This is a genomic window from Paucilactobacillus nenjiangensis, assembly GCF_005405445.1.
GTDB lineage: Bacteria > Bacillota > Bacilli > Lactobacillales > Lactobacillaceae > Paucilactobacillus > Paucilactobacillus nenjiangensis.
Map to the genome: position 1 here is coordinate 1 of NZ_BJEB01000025.1, position 14,139 is coordinate 14,139.

General features: G+C 38.7%; 14 protein-coding genes. 1 reads left to right on the forward strand and 13 read right to left on the reverse strand.

What is annotated here, in order from left to right:
- Positions 1-184 precede the first annotated feature (184 nt).
- The 11 genes from FFM59_RS04980 to gmk form a co-directional block, all read right to left on the reverse strand.
- Positions 185-835 carry a thiamine diphosphokinase gene (locus FFM59_RS04980; RefSeq protein ID WP_137601951.1) on the reverse strand — a complete coding sequence of 217 codons (651 nt, stop codon included), beginning with the start codon at positions 833-835 and terminating at the stop codon, positions 185-187.
- A 57-nt stretch (positions 836-892) separates the two neighbouring features.
- Complete coding sequence (gene rpe, locus FFM59_RS04985) at positions 893-1,546, reverse strand: ribulose-phosphate 3-epimerase (RefSeq protein ID WP_137601952.1); 654 nt, start codon at positions 1,544-1,546, stop codon at positions 893-895.
- A gap of 10 nt (positions 1,547-1,556) precedes the next feature.
- Positions 1,557-2,447: a ribosome small subunit-dependent GTPase A gene (gene rsgA, locus FFM59_RS04990; protein ID WP_137601953.1), complete on the reverse strand. Its 891-nt coding sequence runs from the start codon at positions 2,445-2,447 to the stop codon at positions 1,557-1,559.
- Positions 2,448-2,459: 12 nt separating this feature from the next.
- Positions 2,460-4,355 carry a Stk1 family PASTA domain-containing Ser/Thr kinase gene (pknB, locus tag FFM59_RS04995; RefSeq protein WP_137601954.1) on the reverse strand — a complete coding sequence of 632 codons (1,896 nt, stop codon included), beginning with the start codon at positions 4,353-4,355 and terminating at the stop codon, positions 2,460-2,462.
- 14 nt (positions 4,356-4,369) lie between these two features.
- Positions 4,370-5,101: a Stp1/IreP family PP2C-type Ser/Thr phosphatase gene (locus FFM59_RS05000; protein WP_137601955.1), complete on the reverse strand. Its 732-nt coding sequence runs from the start codon at positions 5,099-5,101 to the stop codon at positions 4,370-4,372.
- 11 nt (positions 5,102-5,112) lie between these two features.
- Entirely contained in the window at positions 5,113-6,465 is a 1,353-nt protein-coding gene (gene rsmB / locus FFM59_RS05005) for a 16S rRNA (cytosine(967)-C(5))-methyltransferase RsmB (protein WP_137601956.1), read from the reverse strand.
- Complete coding sequence (gene fmt, locus FFM59_RS05010; RefSeq protein WP_137601957.1) at positions 6,458-7,405, reverse strand: methionyl-tRNA formyltransferase; 948 nt, start codon at positions 7,403-7,405, stop codon at positions 6,458-6,460. The genes rsmB and fmt overlap by 8 nt, the downstream gene beginning before the upstream one ends.
- 13 nt (positions 7,406-7,418) lie before the next feature.
- A complete protein-coding gene (priA, locus tag FFM59_RS05015; RefSeq protein WP_137601958.1) occupies positions 7,419-9,836 on the reverse strand; it encodes a primosomal protein N' in 2,418 nt (805 codons plus the stop codon).
- Between the two features lie 8 nt (positions 9,837-9,844).
- Complete coding sequence (coaBC, locus tag FFM59_RS05020; RefSeq protein WP_137601959.1) at positions 9,845-11,035, reverse strand: bifunctional phosphopantothenoylcysteine decarboxylase/phosphopantothenate--cysteine ligase CoaBC; 1,191 nt, start codon at positions 11,033-11,035, stop codon at positions 9,845-9,847.
- A gap of 124 nt (positions 11,036-11,159) precedes the next feature.
- Positions 11,160-11,360, reverse strand: coding sequence for a DNA-directed RNA polymerase subunit omega (gene rpoZ, locus FFM59_RS05025; RefSeq protein ID WP_137601960.1), 201 nt, complete (start codon positions 11,358-11,360; stop codon positions 11,160-11,162).
- On the reverse strand, positions 11,360-11,977 hold the full coding sequence (gene gmk / locus FFM59_RS05030; RefSeq protein ID WP_137601961.1) for a guanylate kinase: 618 nt from the start codon (positions 11,975-11,977) through the stop codon (positions 11,360-11,362). Before gmk ends, rpoZ begins: the two co-directional genes overlap by 1 nt.
- A 187-nt stretch (positions 11,978-12,164) precedes the next feature.
- On the opposite strand from gmk, the gene FFM59_RS05035 reads away from it, so the two are divergent.
- The gene (locus FFM59_RS05035; RefSeq protein WP_137601962.1) at positions 12,165-12,497 is read left to right on the forward strand and encodes a hypothetical protein; all 333 of its coding nucleotides are present in this window, start codon (positions 12,165-12,167) and stop codon (positions 12,495-12,497) included.
- A gap of 55 nt (positions 12,498-12,552) precedes the next feature.
- On the opposite strand, the gene FFM59_RS05040 is transcribed toward FFM59_RS05035, so the two are convergent.
- Together FFM59_RS05040 and FFM59_RS05045 are read right to left on the reverse strand one after the other, a co-directional pair.
- Positions 12,553-13,212: an ABC transporter permease gene (locus FFM59_RS05040; RefSeq protein ID WP_137601963.1), complete on the reverse strand. Its 660-nt coding sequence runs from the start codon at positions 13,210-13,212 to the stop codon at positions 12,553-12,555.
- Positions 13,212-14,138: an osmoprotectant ABC transporter substrate-binding protein gene (locus FFM59_RS05045; RefSeq protein ID WP_137601964.1), complete on the reverse strand. Its 927-nt coding sequence runs from the start codon at positions 14,136-14,138 to the stop codon at positions 13,212-13,214. The genes FFM59_RS05040 and FFM59_RS05045 overlap by 1 nt, the downstream gene beginning before the upstream one ends.
- Position 14,139 lies beyond the last annotated feature (1 nt).

Below are 14,139 nucleotides of genomic sequence, written 5' to 3' on the forward strand. Positions count from 1 at the left end.
GCTTCGACACCTTCATTCTAAATCTGATGGGGGCATTTTTGTATAACCCATTTGCTCTCCACCCGCATAGCAGGTGGTTTTTTGTTTCGCACACTTGACGTGCTCAACCAAGTCTAAAGACGCAATAAAAATACGCAATGACACTTGATTTTCCGAGTGTCATTGCGTATTTTTGATTTCACACTTAATCTTTGCTTTGAACCACTGCTACGATTCCCTTTTTAAAAGAGAAATGATTGGTTGGTTGACTAAATTCATTGCTGGCCCAAGAAATTGGATAGCTGGAATTAAAATCTTGTAATGTGTATTTTTCGTCTGGCAGAGTCAAACCATCAACGGCAGTTAAACTGACAAAAGCTAAATATTTTTTATCGGCTTCTTTGATAATTTCATATTCACCAGGTTGATAGAATCGGATTGTGTTTTGCTGATCAATAATTCTCAGTTTGTCAACAACCTTCTCAAAACGCGGTTCTAATGACAGAAACAAGTTAGCTAATAAATGATCAATTCGACCACCAGTTGCCCCATAGATATCAATCTGATGCTTCGGAAAGTATTTCATAGCCGTCATGACGCCAATTTGAGTATCGGTAAAGTCTTTTTCCGGTGGAAAAACTTCAATGTGATCAATTTTTGATTTGACTATTTGCATTTCGCTATCAACGGTCGAATCAAAATCACCGACAGCTATTTTGGGCGTAATTCCCATTTTAAGCAGTCTAATTGCCCCTTTATCAACCGCAATCCAATCGCCACTAATTTCGCCATTTGTGAGCTGGTCGGGCCATTCAGATATTGGTCCACCAACTAAAATATTAATTACCTGGTCCATCTCCATACTCCTTAAAAACAAAAGTGCGGATGTTGAAATCAACAAACCGCACTTTTTTTATTTCGTTGCTGTTTTCAAAGCATTAATTTTAGCAACTGGGTCAGCATCATTAAAGACGTATGATCCGGCAACTGCAACTGTAGCTCCAGCTTCATAGCAAGCCACAACAGTATCGGCATTTACGCCACCATCAATTTCGATATCATAAGTGTAACCTTTGTCAGCTTTTAGCTGATTTAATTCAGCAATTTTTGCAACAGTTTCAGGCAAAAACTTTTGTCCACCAAAACCAGGGTTAACTGTCATTACTAATACTTGATCAACCATGTGTAAAATTGGCAAAATTGCTGAAACCGGCGTACCAGGATTAATGACAACTTCTGACTTCACACCTGCATTGTTAATGGTTTGAATATCACCATGAATGTGTTGTGTAGCTTCAACATGAATTCCAATTAAGTCGGCGCCAGCGTCGGCAAAGTCTTGAATCAGATGACCTGGTTTTTCAACCATCAAATGTACATCCAAAAACAAGTTAGAAACTTTACGGATTGCTTTTACAAAACCAGGACCATAAGAAATGCTTGGTACAAATGTACCATCCATGACGTCAATGTGTAAATATTCGGCGCCACCCTTTTCTACCATTTCAATATCCCGTTGTAAATTAACATAATCCGCACTCAAAATTGAAGGTGCAACTTTAATCATATTCAAATCCTCATTTCTTATAATTAGGTTTTTGCTGAACAATTAAATCGTGAAATTGTTCATAGCTTTTATATCGGCTTGCTAATATTGTACCATTTTCTAAAGCGTCTTTCACTGCGCATCCGGGCTCTTTCAGATGTAAACAACCACGGAACTTACAATTGACACTTAATTCGACAAATTCTGGGAAATATCTAGGTAATTTAGTCACATCCATCTCAAAGGCTTCATATGATGAAAATCCTGGTGTATCGGCGATTAAACTGCCATCAATATTGAGTAAGCTGACTTTGCGGGTGGTATGTTTCCCCCGTTGTAAAGCTTGCGAGATTTCACCAGTTTCAAGTTGTAACTGCGGTGCGATGTGATTCAACAAAGTTGATTTTCCGGCCCCAGTTTGTCCCATGACGACACTAATGTTATCTTTCAAAGCCGCCTGTAACTCAGCTAATTCAGTCGTGCCAAATGGATCTTTTTGATAAAAAACTTGATAACCAATCTCTTGATATCCATCTGCTGATTTTTGTAAATGAGTAAACTCTTCTTCAGACAGTAGATCTGTTTTAGAAAAATAGATAATTGGCGTAATATTTTGAGACTCTAAGGCAACTAATTGTCGATCAAGCAAATTGGTTGAAAAAATTGGCTCGCGAACAGCAGTAACCACCACCGCCAAATCAACGTTTGCAATCGGTGGCCTGACTAATTCATTTTTGCGCTGCAACACTTCAAGCAAGTAGCCTTCTCGATTATTAGGCGCGTCAAATTCAACGTGGTCACCGACCATCGGTTTAATCCCGCGTTGACGAAAATTACCACGGCCACGCGTTCGATATAATTCACCATCGCTTAAAACGTCATAAAAACCAGCGAGTGATTGTTGGATGATTCCTTGTTTCATGTAGTCACCTAATTAACTTCCTATGATATTGTTCTTACTTGCGATTGTGTTGCCATCTGAAACAATTTTATATGCGCCTTTGTCATCATTGTTCAAAGTCAAAGTTAACGTGACGCTTTGAGTTGACGTGATGGTAAAGGTTTGGGAAACGTCAGAAATGTTATTGTTAGAATCTTGTAAATATATTTGAATAGTATTTTCGGTTTTACTATTTGAACTATCAAATGGAACACTGACTGTTTCAGTCGCTGTCTTAGTTGAGTTTTTAGCAACTACCACTGAAATCGTATCACCTTCAGTTAACGTTGATCCTGCTGAAGGACTTTGACTAATAACGCTACCATCACTAACCGTTTTCGATGTTTCTTCTGTTGAACTAACTTTTAAGTCGTTTTGGTTAGCATATTCCTGGACTTCAGCCAATGTTTTACCAGTAAAGCTTGGTAACGTTATCTTGGTTTTGCCTGTGCTAACTTTTAAAGTGATAGTAGTATCACTAGCCTTGACTTTAGTTCCCGATTTCACACTTTGTGACATAATCTTGCCACTACCAAAATCATTCGAGGACATTGTCGTTTTCTTCACCGTAATACCAAGTTTACGTAACTTAGCAGCCGTTGAATTATACGATTTCCCCACATAATTTTGAATTTCTACCTTTTTGACTCCGGAGCTAATCACCAGGTTAACTTTTGATTTAGCTTTGACTTTTCGTTCAGCTTTAGGAGAACTAGAAATCACGAGATCCTTTTTAATTGTATCGCTATGCTTTGTTGTTACTGTCCCAACGCTTAAATCTTTCTTTTCAAGTGCTGATTTTGCGGCACTTTCAGTCATCCCCGAGACATCTGGAATCACTTGCCGGGCTGGCATTAAAGCAATCCACACCACGACACCAATAATTAACACTAATGGAATGAGCCACAGCCATTTCCTAAGCCGGCGTTTCTTTTTGGATTTTTTGTCAGGCTCTGGTGTGGAGTCATCAATTTTAACCCCATTTTCAGCTTTTTCCAGGTCTGCTGCGCTTAAAACTTTAGTTTCACCATGATCGTCAGACTTAGGTGCAAACTTTTTCTCGCCAGCGCGGGCTGACGACAAGGATGTGGCTAGGTCTTCGCGCATCGCATCTGCCGTTTGGTAACGATCTGACGGTGCTTTACTAGTAGCTTTTAACACGACATTTTCAAGTGCTTGTGGAATCCGTGGATCAAATTCTCTGACGGAAGGCGTTTCTTCTTGGTAATGCTTGAGCGCAATTGAAACTGCCGTTTCACCTTCAAATGGTACCTTGCCAGTTAGCATCTCATACAACATAATCCCTAAGGAATAGATATCTGACTTATTGGTTGTAATCCCACCGCGAGCTTGTTCAGGTGAAAGGTAGTGAACTGATCCCATGATGGTATTTGTTTGAGTCATCGAATTTTCGGCAACCGCCGCGATACCAAAATCAGTAATTTTGATTTGCTGATGATTATCAATCAAGACGTTTTGAGGTTTCAAATCTCGATGAATGATATTGTGCTCATGCGCATCTTCCACCGCTTCTAAGATTTGAGCCATAATGTCGATAACTTGTTGATAAGGAATTGGAAAATTATTTTTAATATAGGATTCAAGATCAGTACCTTCTACATACTCCATCACCATATATTGTAATCCTTGCTCTTCGCCCACATCATAAACACCAACGATATGGTCATTACTCAATTGGGTAGCTGCAAGTGCTTCGCGTTGAAATCTTTTTTTAGTTTTTTCGTCGTCACGTAAATCAAGACGCAATAGTTTGACTGACACATCACGATCTAAAATCAAATCGTGTGCCAAATAAACATTGGCCATGCCGCCTTCACCAAGCGACCTGATAATTTCATAACGACCACTTATTTTATATCCAGGATTCATTAGTTAGTTTCCTCCTAGCAAGTATTATCCGCAATTAGAACCGTAATATTATCCGGTCCGCCTGCTTGATTAGCCTGTGCAATTAATTCTTGGCACTTGGCCTTAATATCAAAATCAGAACTTAACACGGCTGCAATTTCATCATCACTCACCATGTTTGATAACCCATCTGTACACAGCAATAACTGATCATGCTTGTCAAGCCGATAAATACTGATGTCCGTATCTGCTTCTTTGGAAATTCCTAGCGTACGAGTGATGATATTTTTCTTCGGATTAGTTTGGGCTTCTTCTGCCGTCATGACACCTTTTTTGACTAATTCATTAACCAACGAATGATCTTCAGTCAACTGATTGAATTCACCGTTGCGTAACAAATAACCCCGGCTATCACCAATATTGCCGAGAACCATTTTGTCTTCAAATAAAATGGCAGCTACTAACGTTGTTCCCATTCCATTTAAGCCCTTATATTTATTTGCTTTTTCAATAATCGTTTGATTTTCGTTTCTAACCTGGGTGGCCAGCCATTGATATGCTTCAATGGGTGCTTGGACATTAGTTTTTTCAAAGTTATGACCCATATGTGTCACAGCCATTGTTGAGGCCACGTCCCCACCTTGATGTCCACCAATCCCATCAGCAATAATTGCTAAAGTTAGGCCTGCATCGTTGGTAAAGGTACCCACATAATCTTGATTATCCTCGCGTTGTTGTCCAACGTCCGTTTGAAAAGCAATCTTCATAATCATACTCCTCACATCGTCCGACGCAATGAACTGACAAAGAATCCATCTGAACCATAGTCACTTGGTAAAATCGTCAATGTATCAGATTGACGGTCATCTTTTAGATTTAAATTTGTCTGAGTTCTTTCTAACGTAAATTCTGGATGGTTAGCTAAGAATTGATTCACCACATCGTCATTTTCTTGTCGCAAAATTGTACAAGTACTGTAAGTGATTATACCGTTTTTTTTGATTTTTGGGGCAACCGCCGCCAATATTTCTAATTGAATTTTTTGTAAATTATAACTATCGCTTAATCGTTTTTCATATCGAATTTCTGGTTTACGGCGAATTAAGCCAAATCCACTACATGGAGCATCAATTAAAATTGCGTCAAAACTTTCATCAGTGAACTTTTCATCAACTTTGCGCGCATCTAAATCAATTGCTTTAACCACATCATTCACAGCCAATCTCTTAGCGTTTGACTCGATTAGTTTGATTTTATGTTGATGGATGTCTAGCGCGGTGACTTGCCCACCAGCATCTGCATCAAGTTCAGCGGCAATTTGGACGGTTTTTCCGCCTGGAGCTGCGCAGGCATCTAAAACTCTAAATGATGGTTGTAAATGCATATTTTCGACCGCTAACATGGCACTTTCATCTTGAATGGTAATTTCACCATTTTTAAATGCCTCAGTATTCGCAATCACTCCATGTTCTAAGACCAAGGCATTTTCCGCTACTTGGCTATCCCGAAAATCTAAATCTGCTTCATAGAGTTGTCGTGAAACTTCTTCTTTATCCGTTAGGCGAGTATTAATTCTTAATGATTGATTAGCTGGTTGATTCAATGATTGGACAATCTCAATCATTTTTTCAGTACCATATTGATTAATTAATTCGGTAATGAGCCATTCTGGCACACTGTATTCAATACTTGCCCGCGTCGTCTCAGAAGCAATTTGATTAAAATCGGTCAAGCCTTCACGTAAAATGCGATGCAATATGGCCGTCACAAATTTACGAATTCCTTCATGGCCTCGTTGTTTTGCCAGTTTGATTGATTCATCAGTCACGGCCCAATCTGGAACTTTGTCCAAATAATGATACTGATAAATTGCCATCATTAACAATGCTTTAACCCAATCATCAATTTTCTTTCCCTTAGTGAAAGGTTCCAGCCAATATTCAAGTGTTAAACGGTGTTGAATAACGCCATAGACTAAGTTAGTCAGCAATCGACGATCATTATCGGCCAGATTATTTTTTTCAATCACTTGATTTAATTGCAAATTCGAATAAGCACCCGAAGTTAAGACTTTTTCGAGTGATTCAAGTGCAAGATAGCGCGCGGTTTTCTTTTGAGATGAATTAGTCATTAGTAATTAATTGTTCTCCTTCAGATAAATCGTGATGACCGTTCAAATAATCGACGATGGTCATCAAAGGCTTGCCAGCGGGTTTTAATTGATTAATTTTAAAAGTAGTCCCTTGCCCAGCTGCAATCACGAGTTCTTTTTTTGTTAGTCGCACAACTTGACCAGGTTTTAAATCAGTTGTTTCGGTTAACGGGGTCACATCAATAATTTTAGTCACCAATTGATCAACAATCATGTTACTAATTGGAAATGGTCGCATCCCCCGGACTTGGTTGTCGATTTGTTCGGCAGTTTTGTTAATATCAATGCGTTCTTCTTCAGTCGAAATATTTGGCGAAAAAGTAACTAATTCGTCATTTTGGGGAACAGCTTGATTAGTTCCATCCAATAGGCTTGGTAACGTTTCTAATAACAAGTCGCGACCTAAAATACTTAATTTATCAAACATGCTACCGGTGTCATCAGTTTTTTCAATATCGATGGCCCGTTGTGCTAGCATATCACCCGCATCCATTTTCTTTTCCATATAGATAATGGAAACACCGGTTTGTTGATCACCATTAATAATTGAATAATGGACTGGTGCTCCCCCACGATATTTAGGCAATAAGGATGCGTGGACGTTGACTGCCGCTAATTTCGCCGCTTCTAGTAATTTGGTTGGTAAAAATTGGCCAAAGGCAGCTGTGACAATTAAGTCGGGTTGCAAATCAATTACCCGCTGCATTTCTGGACTATGATTAATTTTTTCTGGCTGCAGTACTTCAACACCATGTTTAACTGCCGCTTGCTTGACTGGCGGTGCAGTTAATACATGTTTTCGCCCTACTTTGCGGTCTGGTTGTGTAACCACCGCCAAGACATCATAGTGATGTTCAATTAAGCTTTCTAGAATTGGTACTGAAAATTGAGGTGTTCCCATGAATACGATTGAGGTCATTTAAGTCATCCTTTTAAATAAAATTTTGAGGTTCCGGATCAATTGAAATTTGAACACCATGTCGGCTTTGTTTTTGAATTTGATCCATCATTTGCGTTAATAATTGGTGTAACCGTGTATCTTGTTTATATTTGATTACTAATTGATAGTAATATTTACGGTTCATTCTGGCAATTGACTTGGGAGTTGGTCCTAAGACGATGCTATTTTTATCCAAGTTTGGTTTTAAAAACTGAGCAATGTTCATAATAGCTTTAGCTGCCTGAGCTTCTTCTTCATGGCTAACCGAAATTTGTAACGTATAAAAGTATGGAGGATATTTACCACGATGGCGAATATTCATTTCCATTTGAAAAAAATGCTCATAATCGTGATGCTGCGCTAGTTTGATGGCGTAGTGATCTGGATTAAATGTTTGGACGATTACCGAACCAGTTTTATCTGCTCGACCAGCACGGCCACTGACTTGAGTGAGCAATTGGAACGTTCGTTCACTTGATCTGAAGTCAGGTAATCCTAAGGCCGTATCGGCGTTTAAAACCCCCACTAAGGTTACATTCGGAAAATCCAACCCTTTGGCAATCATCTGGGTACCAATTAAAATATCGGCTTCTTGATTACCAAACGAATTCAGCAACTTTTCGTGCATGCCTTTGCGACGGGTAGTATCGACATCCATTCTCAAAATCTTAGCGTCTGGAATAATCGCTTGTAATTCTTCTTGGACTTTTTGTGTTCCAGTGCCATAATATCTAATCTTGTGGCTCTGACAATTAGGACAAATTTTTGGAATAGGTTCCTCGTGTCCGCAATAATGGCACTTCATCGTGTGCGTATCCATATGCAGAGTCAGTGAGATATCACAATTGGGACACTGCAAAACAAACCCACAGTCCCGACACATGATAAATGATGAGTACCCTCGGCGATTAAGCATCAAAATACTTTGTTCGCCCCGACTCATTCGTATCTGAATTTCGTCCAATAGTTCCGTGGAAAAATTACTTTCCGCATGTTTCCGTAATTCTTGACGCATATCGACGACTTGAACCGCTGGTAGTGGCTGTTGATTAATCCGTTCCGGAAGTAACAAATGCTGATAGACACCTTTTTGTGCCCTAGCGCGTGATTCCAAGCTTGGGGTGGCACTACCTAACACCACCGTAGCTCCATAATAATCACTGCGCCATTTGGCAACGTTTCTTGCATGATAACGTGGGGTTTCGTCTTGTTTATAGCTCGACTCATGTTCTTCGTCCATGATAATTAAACCGATGTTTTCTAGTGGCGCAAAGACTGCTGAACGTGCACCGACAACAACTTTGGCTTCTCCACGTTCAATCCGGCGCCATTCGTCATAACGTTCGCCATTTGATAAGCCACTATGTAACACCGCCACTAAATCACCAAACCGACTTTTAACTCGCGTGACCATCTGGGGGGTTAGTGAAATTTCTGGTACCAACATTAAGGCCGTTTGATTGTTGGCCAATGTTTCGGCAATTGATCGTAAATAAACTTCTGTTTTGCCACTTCCAGTCACACCCTGAAGTAAAAATGTTTGTGGGTCAGTAGATTGAATTGAATCACAAATCGCATCAACTGCCGTTTGTTGGTCTGCCGTTAATTCTGGAATGGGCTTTTTAGCATCATTTAATAAGGCTTTTGGGGTCCGAAAAGTTTCTATCTGAATTTTTTCGAGCCACCCTTTTTTCTCACCAGTTGAAAAAATAGCATTAGATAAGCCGGTTTGCTCGCGCGCTTCACTTAATTTAATTTCAGATCCTATCATACTTTGTAAGTACGACAATAATTCACTTTGCGCTTTCGCAGTTTTTCGTAGCGAAGTACGTTCTTCTTCAAGCCGTTCAAAACTAAGGAGCGGCTTAATACCAGTGGCAAATTTTGATTTAGCTTGATCAGTTAGCGAATAAACTACTTCAATTTGTTGGTTTCGTTTCAATTTGAGTAAACGACTAACAATTTCATCGGGCATATTTTCGGGCTCAAAATCAATTTCATCTTGCCCATGAAATAATTCAAATAAATCAGTTTCATCAAGTTCATCAATAATTTTCAAACTCCGCTGAGTCTTCGTCTTCATGACATTCGGTAACATAGTATGCATACATGAAATTCTGAAGGCATAACAAGAATCTGCTAACCATTGAGACATTGTTAGCAGTTCTTGATTTAAGACTGGATTCAAATCTAATATTGAAATGATTGACTTTAGTTCGCCGTCATAAGCGGTTTGATCGTCCAGCCCCACAACAAATCCTTGTACTTGTCGACTACCATTACCAAATGGGACGACTACACGCATTCCCGTTTGAATTTGATGTTCCAGTTGTTCGGGAACTTGATAAGTATAAGGACGATTTGTTTGCATGGTTGGGACATCAACAATAATTTGTGCGATTTCCGCCATTTAATCACCTAGTTAATTTTGGTTGCAATAAGTTTTATTAATTGTGCTGCCAATTCGTTTTTAGACATTTTTGGTAATTGCTTCGGATCTTGATCACGTTCTAATAACGTCACTTGGTTATCGTCACTGGCAAATCCAATACCTGGAGTAGACACATTATTTGCAATAATCAAATCAGCATTTTTTTTGATTAATTTTTTTTGTGCGTTGGCTAATAATTCTTGTGTTTCAGCTGCAAAGCCAACCACTAATTGGCCTTTTTTTGTCGCCCCAACAGTTTTTAAAATATCTGGAGTATTTTTAAGTTTTAACACAAATTCATCATTATCGGCAGATTTTTTGATTTTTTGAGTGGCTACGGTTTCAGGTTCAAAATCAGCCACTGCGGCCGCCATAATCAGAATATCCGTTTGAGTAAATTCATTTGATATCGTCGTGAATAAATCATTCGTTGATTCAACGTGTACTATTTTAATTTGGGGATGCGTTGGCAATGGAACTGTAATTTGACCAACGACCAACGTAACCTCTGCACCAGCATTAGCTGCCGCATTGGCAAGTGCAATGCCCATTTTACCAGATGAACGGTTGCCAATAAAACGAACCGGATCAATTTGCTCGCGAGTACCTCCCGCGCTAATTAATACCTTTTTATCTTTTAAAATTGGGTTGGTTGCACGCGTCACGAAGTCAAAAATGTCATTGACTTCTGGCATCCGTCCGGTGCCTGAATATCCTTCTGCTAAACGCCCGCTAACTGGTGGCAACACTTCATATCCATCACTAATTAATTGGGTAATATTACGCTCAACCGCAGGATTACTCCACATGTGGCTGTTCATAGCAGGAACGATGACTTTACGTGCTGCAGTGGCTGTTAAAGTGGTTGTGACTGCATCGTCAGCAATTCCATTAGCTAATTTACCAATGACATTCGCAGTTGCTGGAGCGATTACGGCTAAATCAGTCCAGTCAGCCAATTCAATATGGGCAATTTTATCAGCATTTTCTTCAGACCATAAACTCGTTAATGTAGGGTACTTGGTCAACGCACTGAAAGTAGTTGCTGTAACAAATTTTTCCGCCGCATCTGTCATAGCTACTCGGACTACATCACCATGTTTTTGGAATTCACGCACTAAGGACACAATTTTATAAGTAGCGATTCCGCCAGTAACATGAATTGCAACATTTGCCATTTTAAATTCCCCCTCAGGTTTCTCTTTTAAAATTATACCATTACAAACCCTATCAACCAACGAAACCAATTGAAAATAAAAAGACCGCAACAAATTGCGATCTAAAATGGAAATTTTGAATTAATTATTCTTTGTCGATTGTAACTTCGCCGGCTTCGATTTCTTCAAGAGCGCGACCAACTGACTTATCTGAATTATAGCTGCTTAGTAATTCACTTCCTGGATTAGCTTCTAATTCATGAGCACGCTTGCTAGCAAGCATAATTAAAGAGTAACGTGAATCAACTTTGTTTAATAGGTTATCTACAGATGGATATAAAATCATTAGTTATTCTCCCCTAACATTCCGATATAATCAGGCATTACTCGTGTAACGCGTAAACGTTCACTACGAATGACATCTTTTATCTTTTCAACAGCATTTGCGACAACATCATTGACGACAGCATAATCATAATTTTGCATCATCTTAATCTCACCAACAGCCTTGGCAATACGTTTGTTGATTACATCCATATCGTCAGTACCACGAGAAATTAAACGTTGCTTTAATTCAATTAAATCTGGTGGTGTTAAAAATACAAAGACACCATCTGGACATTTAGCCCGAACCTGCATAGCGCCATTAACTTCAATTTCTAGAAAAACATCTTTTCCGGAGTTCAAAGTCTCTTCAACATAGTCTAACGGTGTTCCGTAGTAATTGTCAACATACTTGGCATATTCCAACATTCCACCATTTTGAATTCGTTTTTCAAATTCTTCAGTAGAAACAAAGAAATAATCAACTCCATCGACCTCACCAGGGCGAGGCTTTCGAGTAGTCATTGAGATTGAATATTGAAAGTCATTTGTTTTTTGATCAAAAATTGCTTTACGTACCGTTCCCTTACCAACACCAGAAGGTCCAGATAAAACAATTAACATGCCGCGCTTTGCCATATGCTGAAAATGCTCCTTACCTTTTTAATGATACCTTTCATTTTGCACTAAATTAGCTGTTTTATCAAGCATTTTTCATTATTCAAAGCACCAAGTTATTAAGAAAAAATTAAGGCACTTGCAAATTCGAACATTTGTTCGTATACTATATTTATTGATAGCAAACGTATGTTCGGAGGAGAGAAAAATGCAAAATTATTATCAAAAGCCAATTCAACGGGTTAGTACTGAATTTAAGGAAAGATTTGATGATTTCTTTTTAGCAAATGCTCGTAAAACCGATGCTCCTGTCAGCAGTCCAGCAATGCCTGATTTCCAAAAACAATTGTTTATTGATAAAGCAATTGCTAATAACTCTCCAATTACAATTGAGATGATTCCTTTTAATGTAAGTGAATCAACCTCGTTTGCAACTGGTCAACTTTCAAAAATATCGAAGAGTAGATTTCTTTTAAAAAGTTCTAAGTCAGTCAGTTTCTTTATCGATTTCAACCAAATTAAATTTATTACTTTAAAATAGTGCATTCAAAAAGAGAAATTCCAAATCAATTGGAATTTCTCTTTTTTATTGTCATTTAATTGCTATGTTTTGATGGATCAAGGCGTTTTTCTAAAAATCCTAAGATTCCATCTGAAATGATAGCCATCAGTGCTGTTGGTAAAGCTCCGGCTAGGATAATTGCCCCACCATCAGTCGCATTGGTACCACGAATAATGATGTCACCTAATCCTCCAGAACCTACGAAGGAACCAATTGCCGTAATTCCAATTGCAATCACTAACGCGTTCCTAATCCCAGCCATAATTACTGACATAGATAATGGAAGTTCAATAAAACGTAATCGCTGAAAGGCGGTCATTCCGATTCCTTTACCAGCATCTAAAACGTCTTCATTCACATTTTGCATGCCTGTGTACGTATTTTTTATAATTGGTAGTAACGAATACAAGAACACCGTCACAATTACTGTATTAACCCCTAATCCTAACCCTAGCATGATGATAGACAGCATCGCTAGTGAAGGAACAGTTTGAATCACATTGGCAATTCCAATTACAACGTTACTTAACTTTCTAGAACGAGAAATCCAAATTCCAATTGGCACACCGATGATGGCGGCCATTAAGACACCATAAATTGAAATTAAGAAATGGCGGCTAAATTGCTGTAAGACATACATACCATTGTTAGAGAAGTATTCGACTAATTGTTGACCTAAATTCATACCCTTCATTAGTTGCTACCCCCTTCAAAGTAATTATGTGCCTTCAAGAAATTCCTAGCGACAACGCTAGGTTCTTGTAATTCATCGTCAGCTTTATAATTCAATTTTTGCATAGTTGAAACTGAAATTTTACCGCTTAGTTTGGATAAGACTTTAATTAATTCCGGATGTTCTTTTAAGACCTTATTAGTAGCGACTGGATAAGCATAATAAGGTGGGAAGAAGAGTTGATCATCTTTTAAAATTTTCAAATTATAACTGCTAATTCGTCCATCGGTCGAATAACCAAGTACGGCATCCATTTTACCAGCAGACACGGCATCATAAACTAACCCAATCTGCATTGGCAAAGCCTTACCAAAGGCAAATCCATACTTCTTTTGGAAAGCAGGATAACCATCACCACTACGTTTCATCCAGGTCTGATCAAGTCCAACGCTTAATTGTGAGGCGTTATTTTTCATGTCAGAAACGGTATTTAAATTGTATTTTTGAGCCGTTTTTTGCGTTACCATCCAAGCATACGTATCCGCAAATCCATATGTTGGCAGGTAAGTGAAATGATATTTCTTTTGGAATGCTTTCTTGACCGTTGCACTATCTTTGGCAGGATCACCACTACTGGTTTTACCAAGAATTGTCGTTAAATCAGTCCCATCATAACGGGCGGCAGACATGTCCGCGTCGCCATTTTTCATAGCTTCCAAAGTAACATTTGATGACCCAAGATTACTAATAACCGTAACTTTTAAATCAGTATAATGTTCAATCATTTGTTGATCGATAGAGGCTAAGATTTGTTGTTCAGTGGTATTGATGGCAGCAATTCGAATTGTATCATCTGAAGATGAATTTAACCCTGGAAAGCCACAACCAGACAAAAGAAGCATTAAAATTCCTAAAACTGTGATAATTGCTAATCTTCGTTTTTTCATA

Bases quoted from the DNA above. Each gene is read 5' to 3' on its own strand.
- FFM59_RS05000 (WP_137601955.1), bottom strand. From the start codon at position 5,101: ATGAAGATTGCTTTTCAAACGGACGTTGGACAACAACGCGAGGATAAT.
- fmt (WP_137601957.1), bottom strand. From the start codon at position 7,405: ATGACCTCAATCGTATTCATGGGAACACCTCAATTTTCAGTACCAATT.
- rpoZ (WP_137601960.1), bottom strand. From the start codon at position 11,360: ATGATTTTATATCCATCTGTAGATAACCTATTAAACAAAGTTGATTCA.
- gmk (WP_137601961.1), bottom strand. From the start codon at position 11,977: ATGGCAAAGCGCGGCATGTTAATTGTTTTATCTGGACCTTCTGGTGTT.
- pknB (WP_137601954.1), bottom strand. From the start codon at position 4,355: ATGAATCCTGGATATAAAATAAGTGGTCGTTATGAAATTATCAGGTCG.
- FFM59_RS05040 (WP_137601963.1), bottom strand. From the start codon at position 13,212: ATGAAGGGTATGAATTTAGGTCAACAATTAGTCGAATACTTCTCTAAC.
- priA (WP_137601958.1), bottom strand. From the start codon at position 9,836: ATGGCGGAAATCGCACAAATTATTGTTGATGTCCCAACCATGCAAACA.
- rsmB (WP_137601956.1), bottom strand. From the start codon at position 6,465: ATGACTAATTCATCTCAAAAGAAAACCGCGCGCTATCTTGCACTTGAA.
- rsgA (WP_137601953.1), bottom strand. From the start codon at position 2,447: ATGAAACAAGGAATCATCCAACAATCACTCGCTGGTTTTTATGACGTT.
- FFM59_RS05035 (WP_137601962.1), top strand. From the start codon at position 12,165: ATGCAAAATTATTATCAAAAGCCAATTCAACGGGTTAGTACTGAATTT.
- FFM59_RS04980 (WP_137601951.1), bottom strand. From the start codon at position 835: ATGGACCAGGTAATTAATATTTTAGTTGGTGGACCAATATCTGAATGG.
- rpe (WP_137601952.1), bottom strand. From the start codon at position 1,546: ATGATTAAAGTTGCACCTTCAATTTTGAGTGCGGATTATGTTAATTTA.
- FFM59_RS05045 (WP_137601964.1), bottom strand. From the start codon at position 14,138: ATGAAAAAACGAAGATTAGCAATTATCACAGTTTTAGGAATTTTAATG.
- coaBC (WP_137601959.1), bottom strand. From the start codon at position 11,035: ATGGCAAATGTTGCAATTCATGTTACTGGCGGAATCGCTACTTATAAA.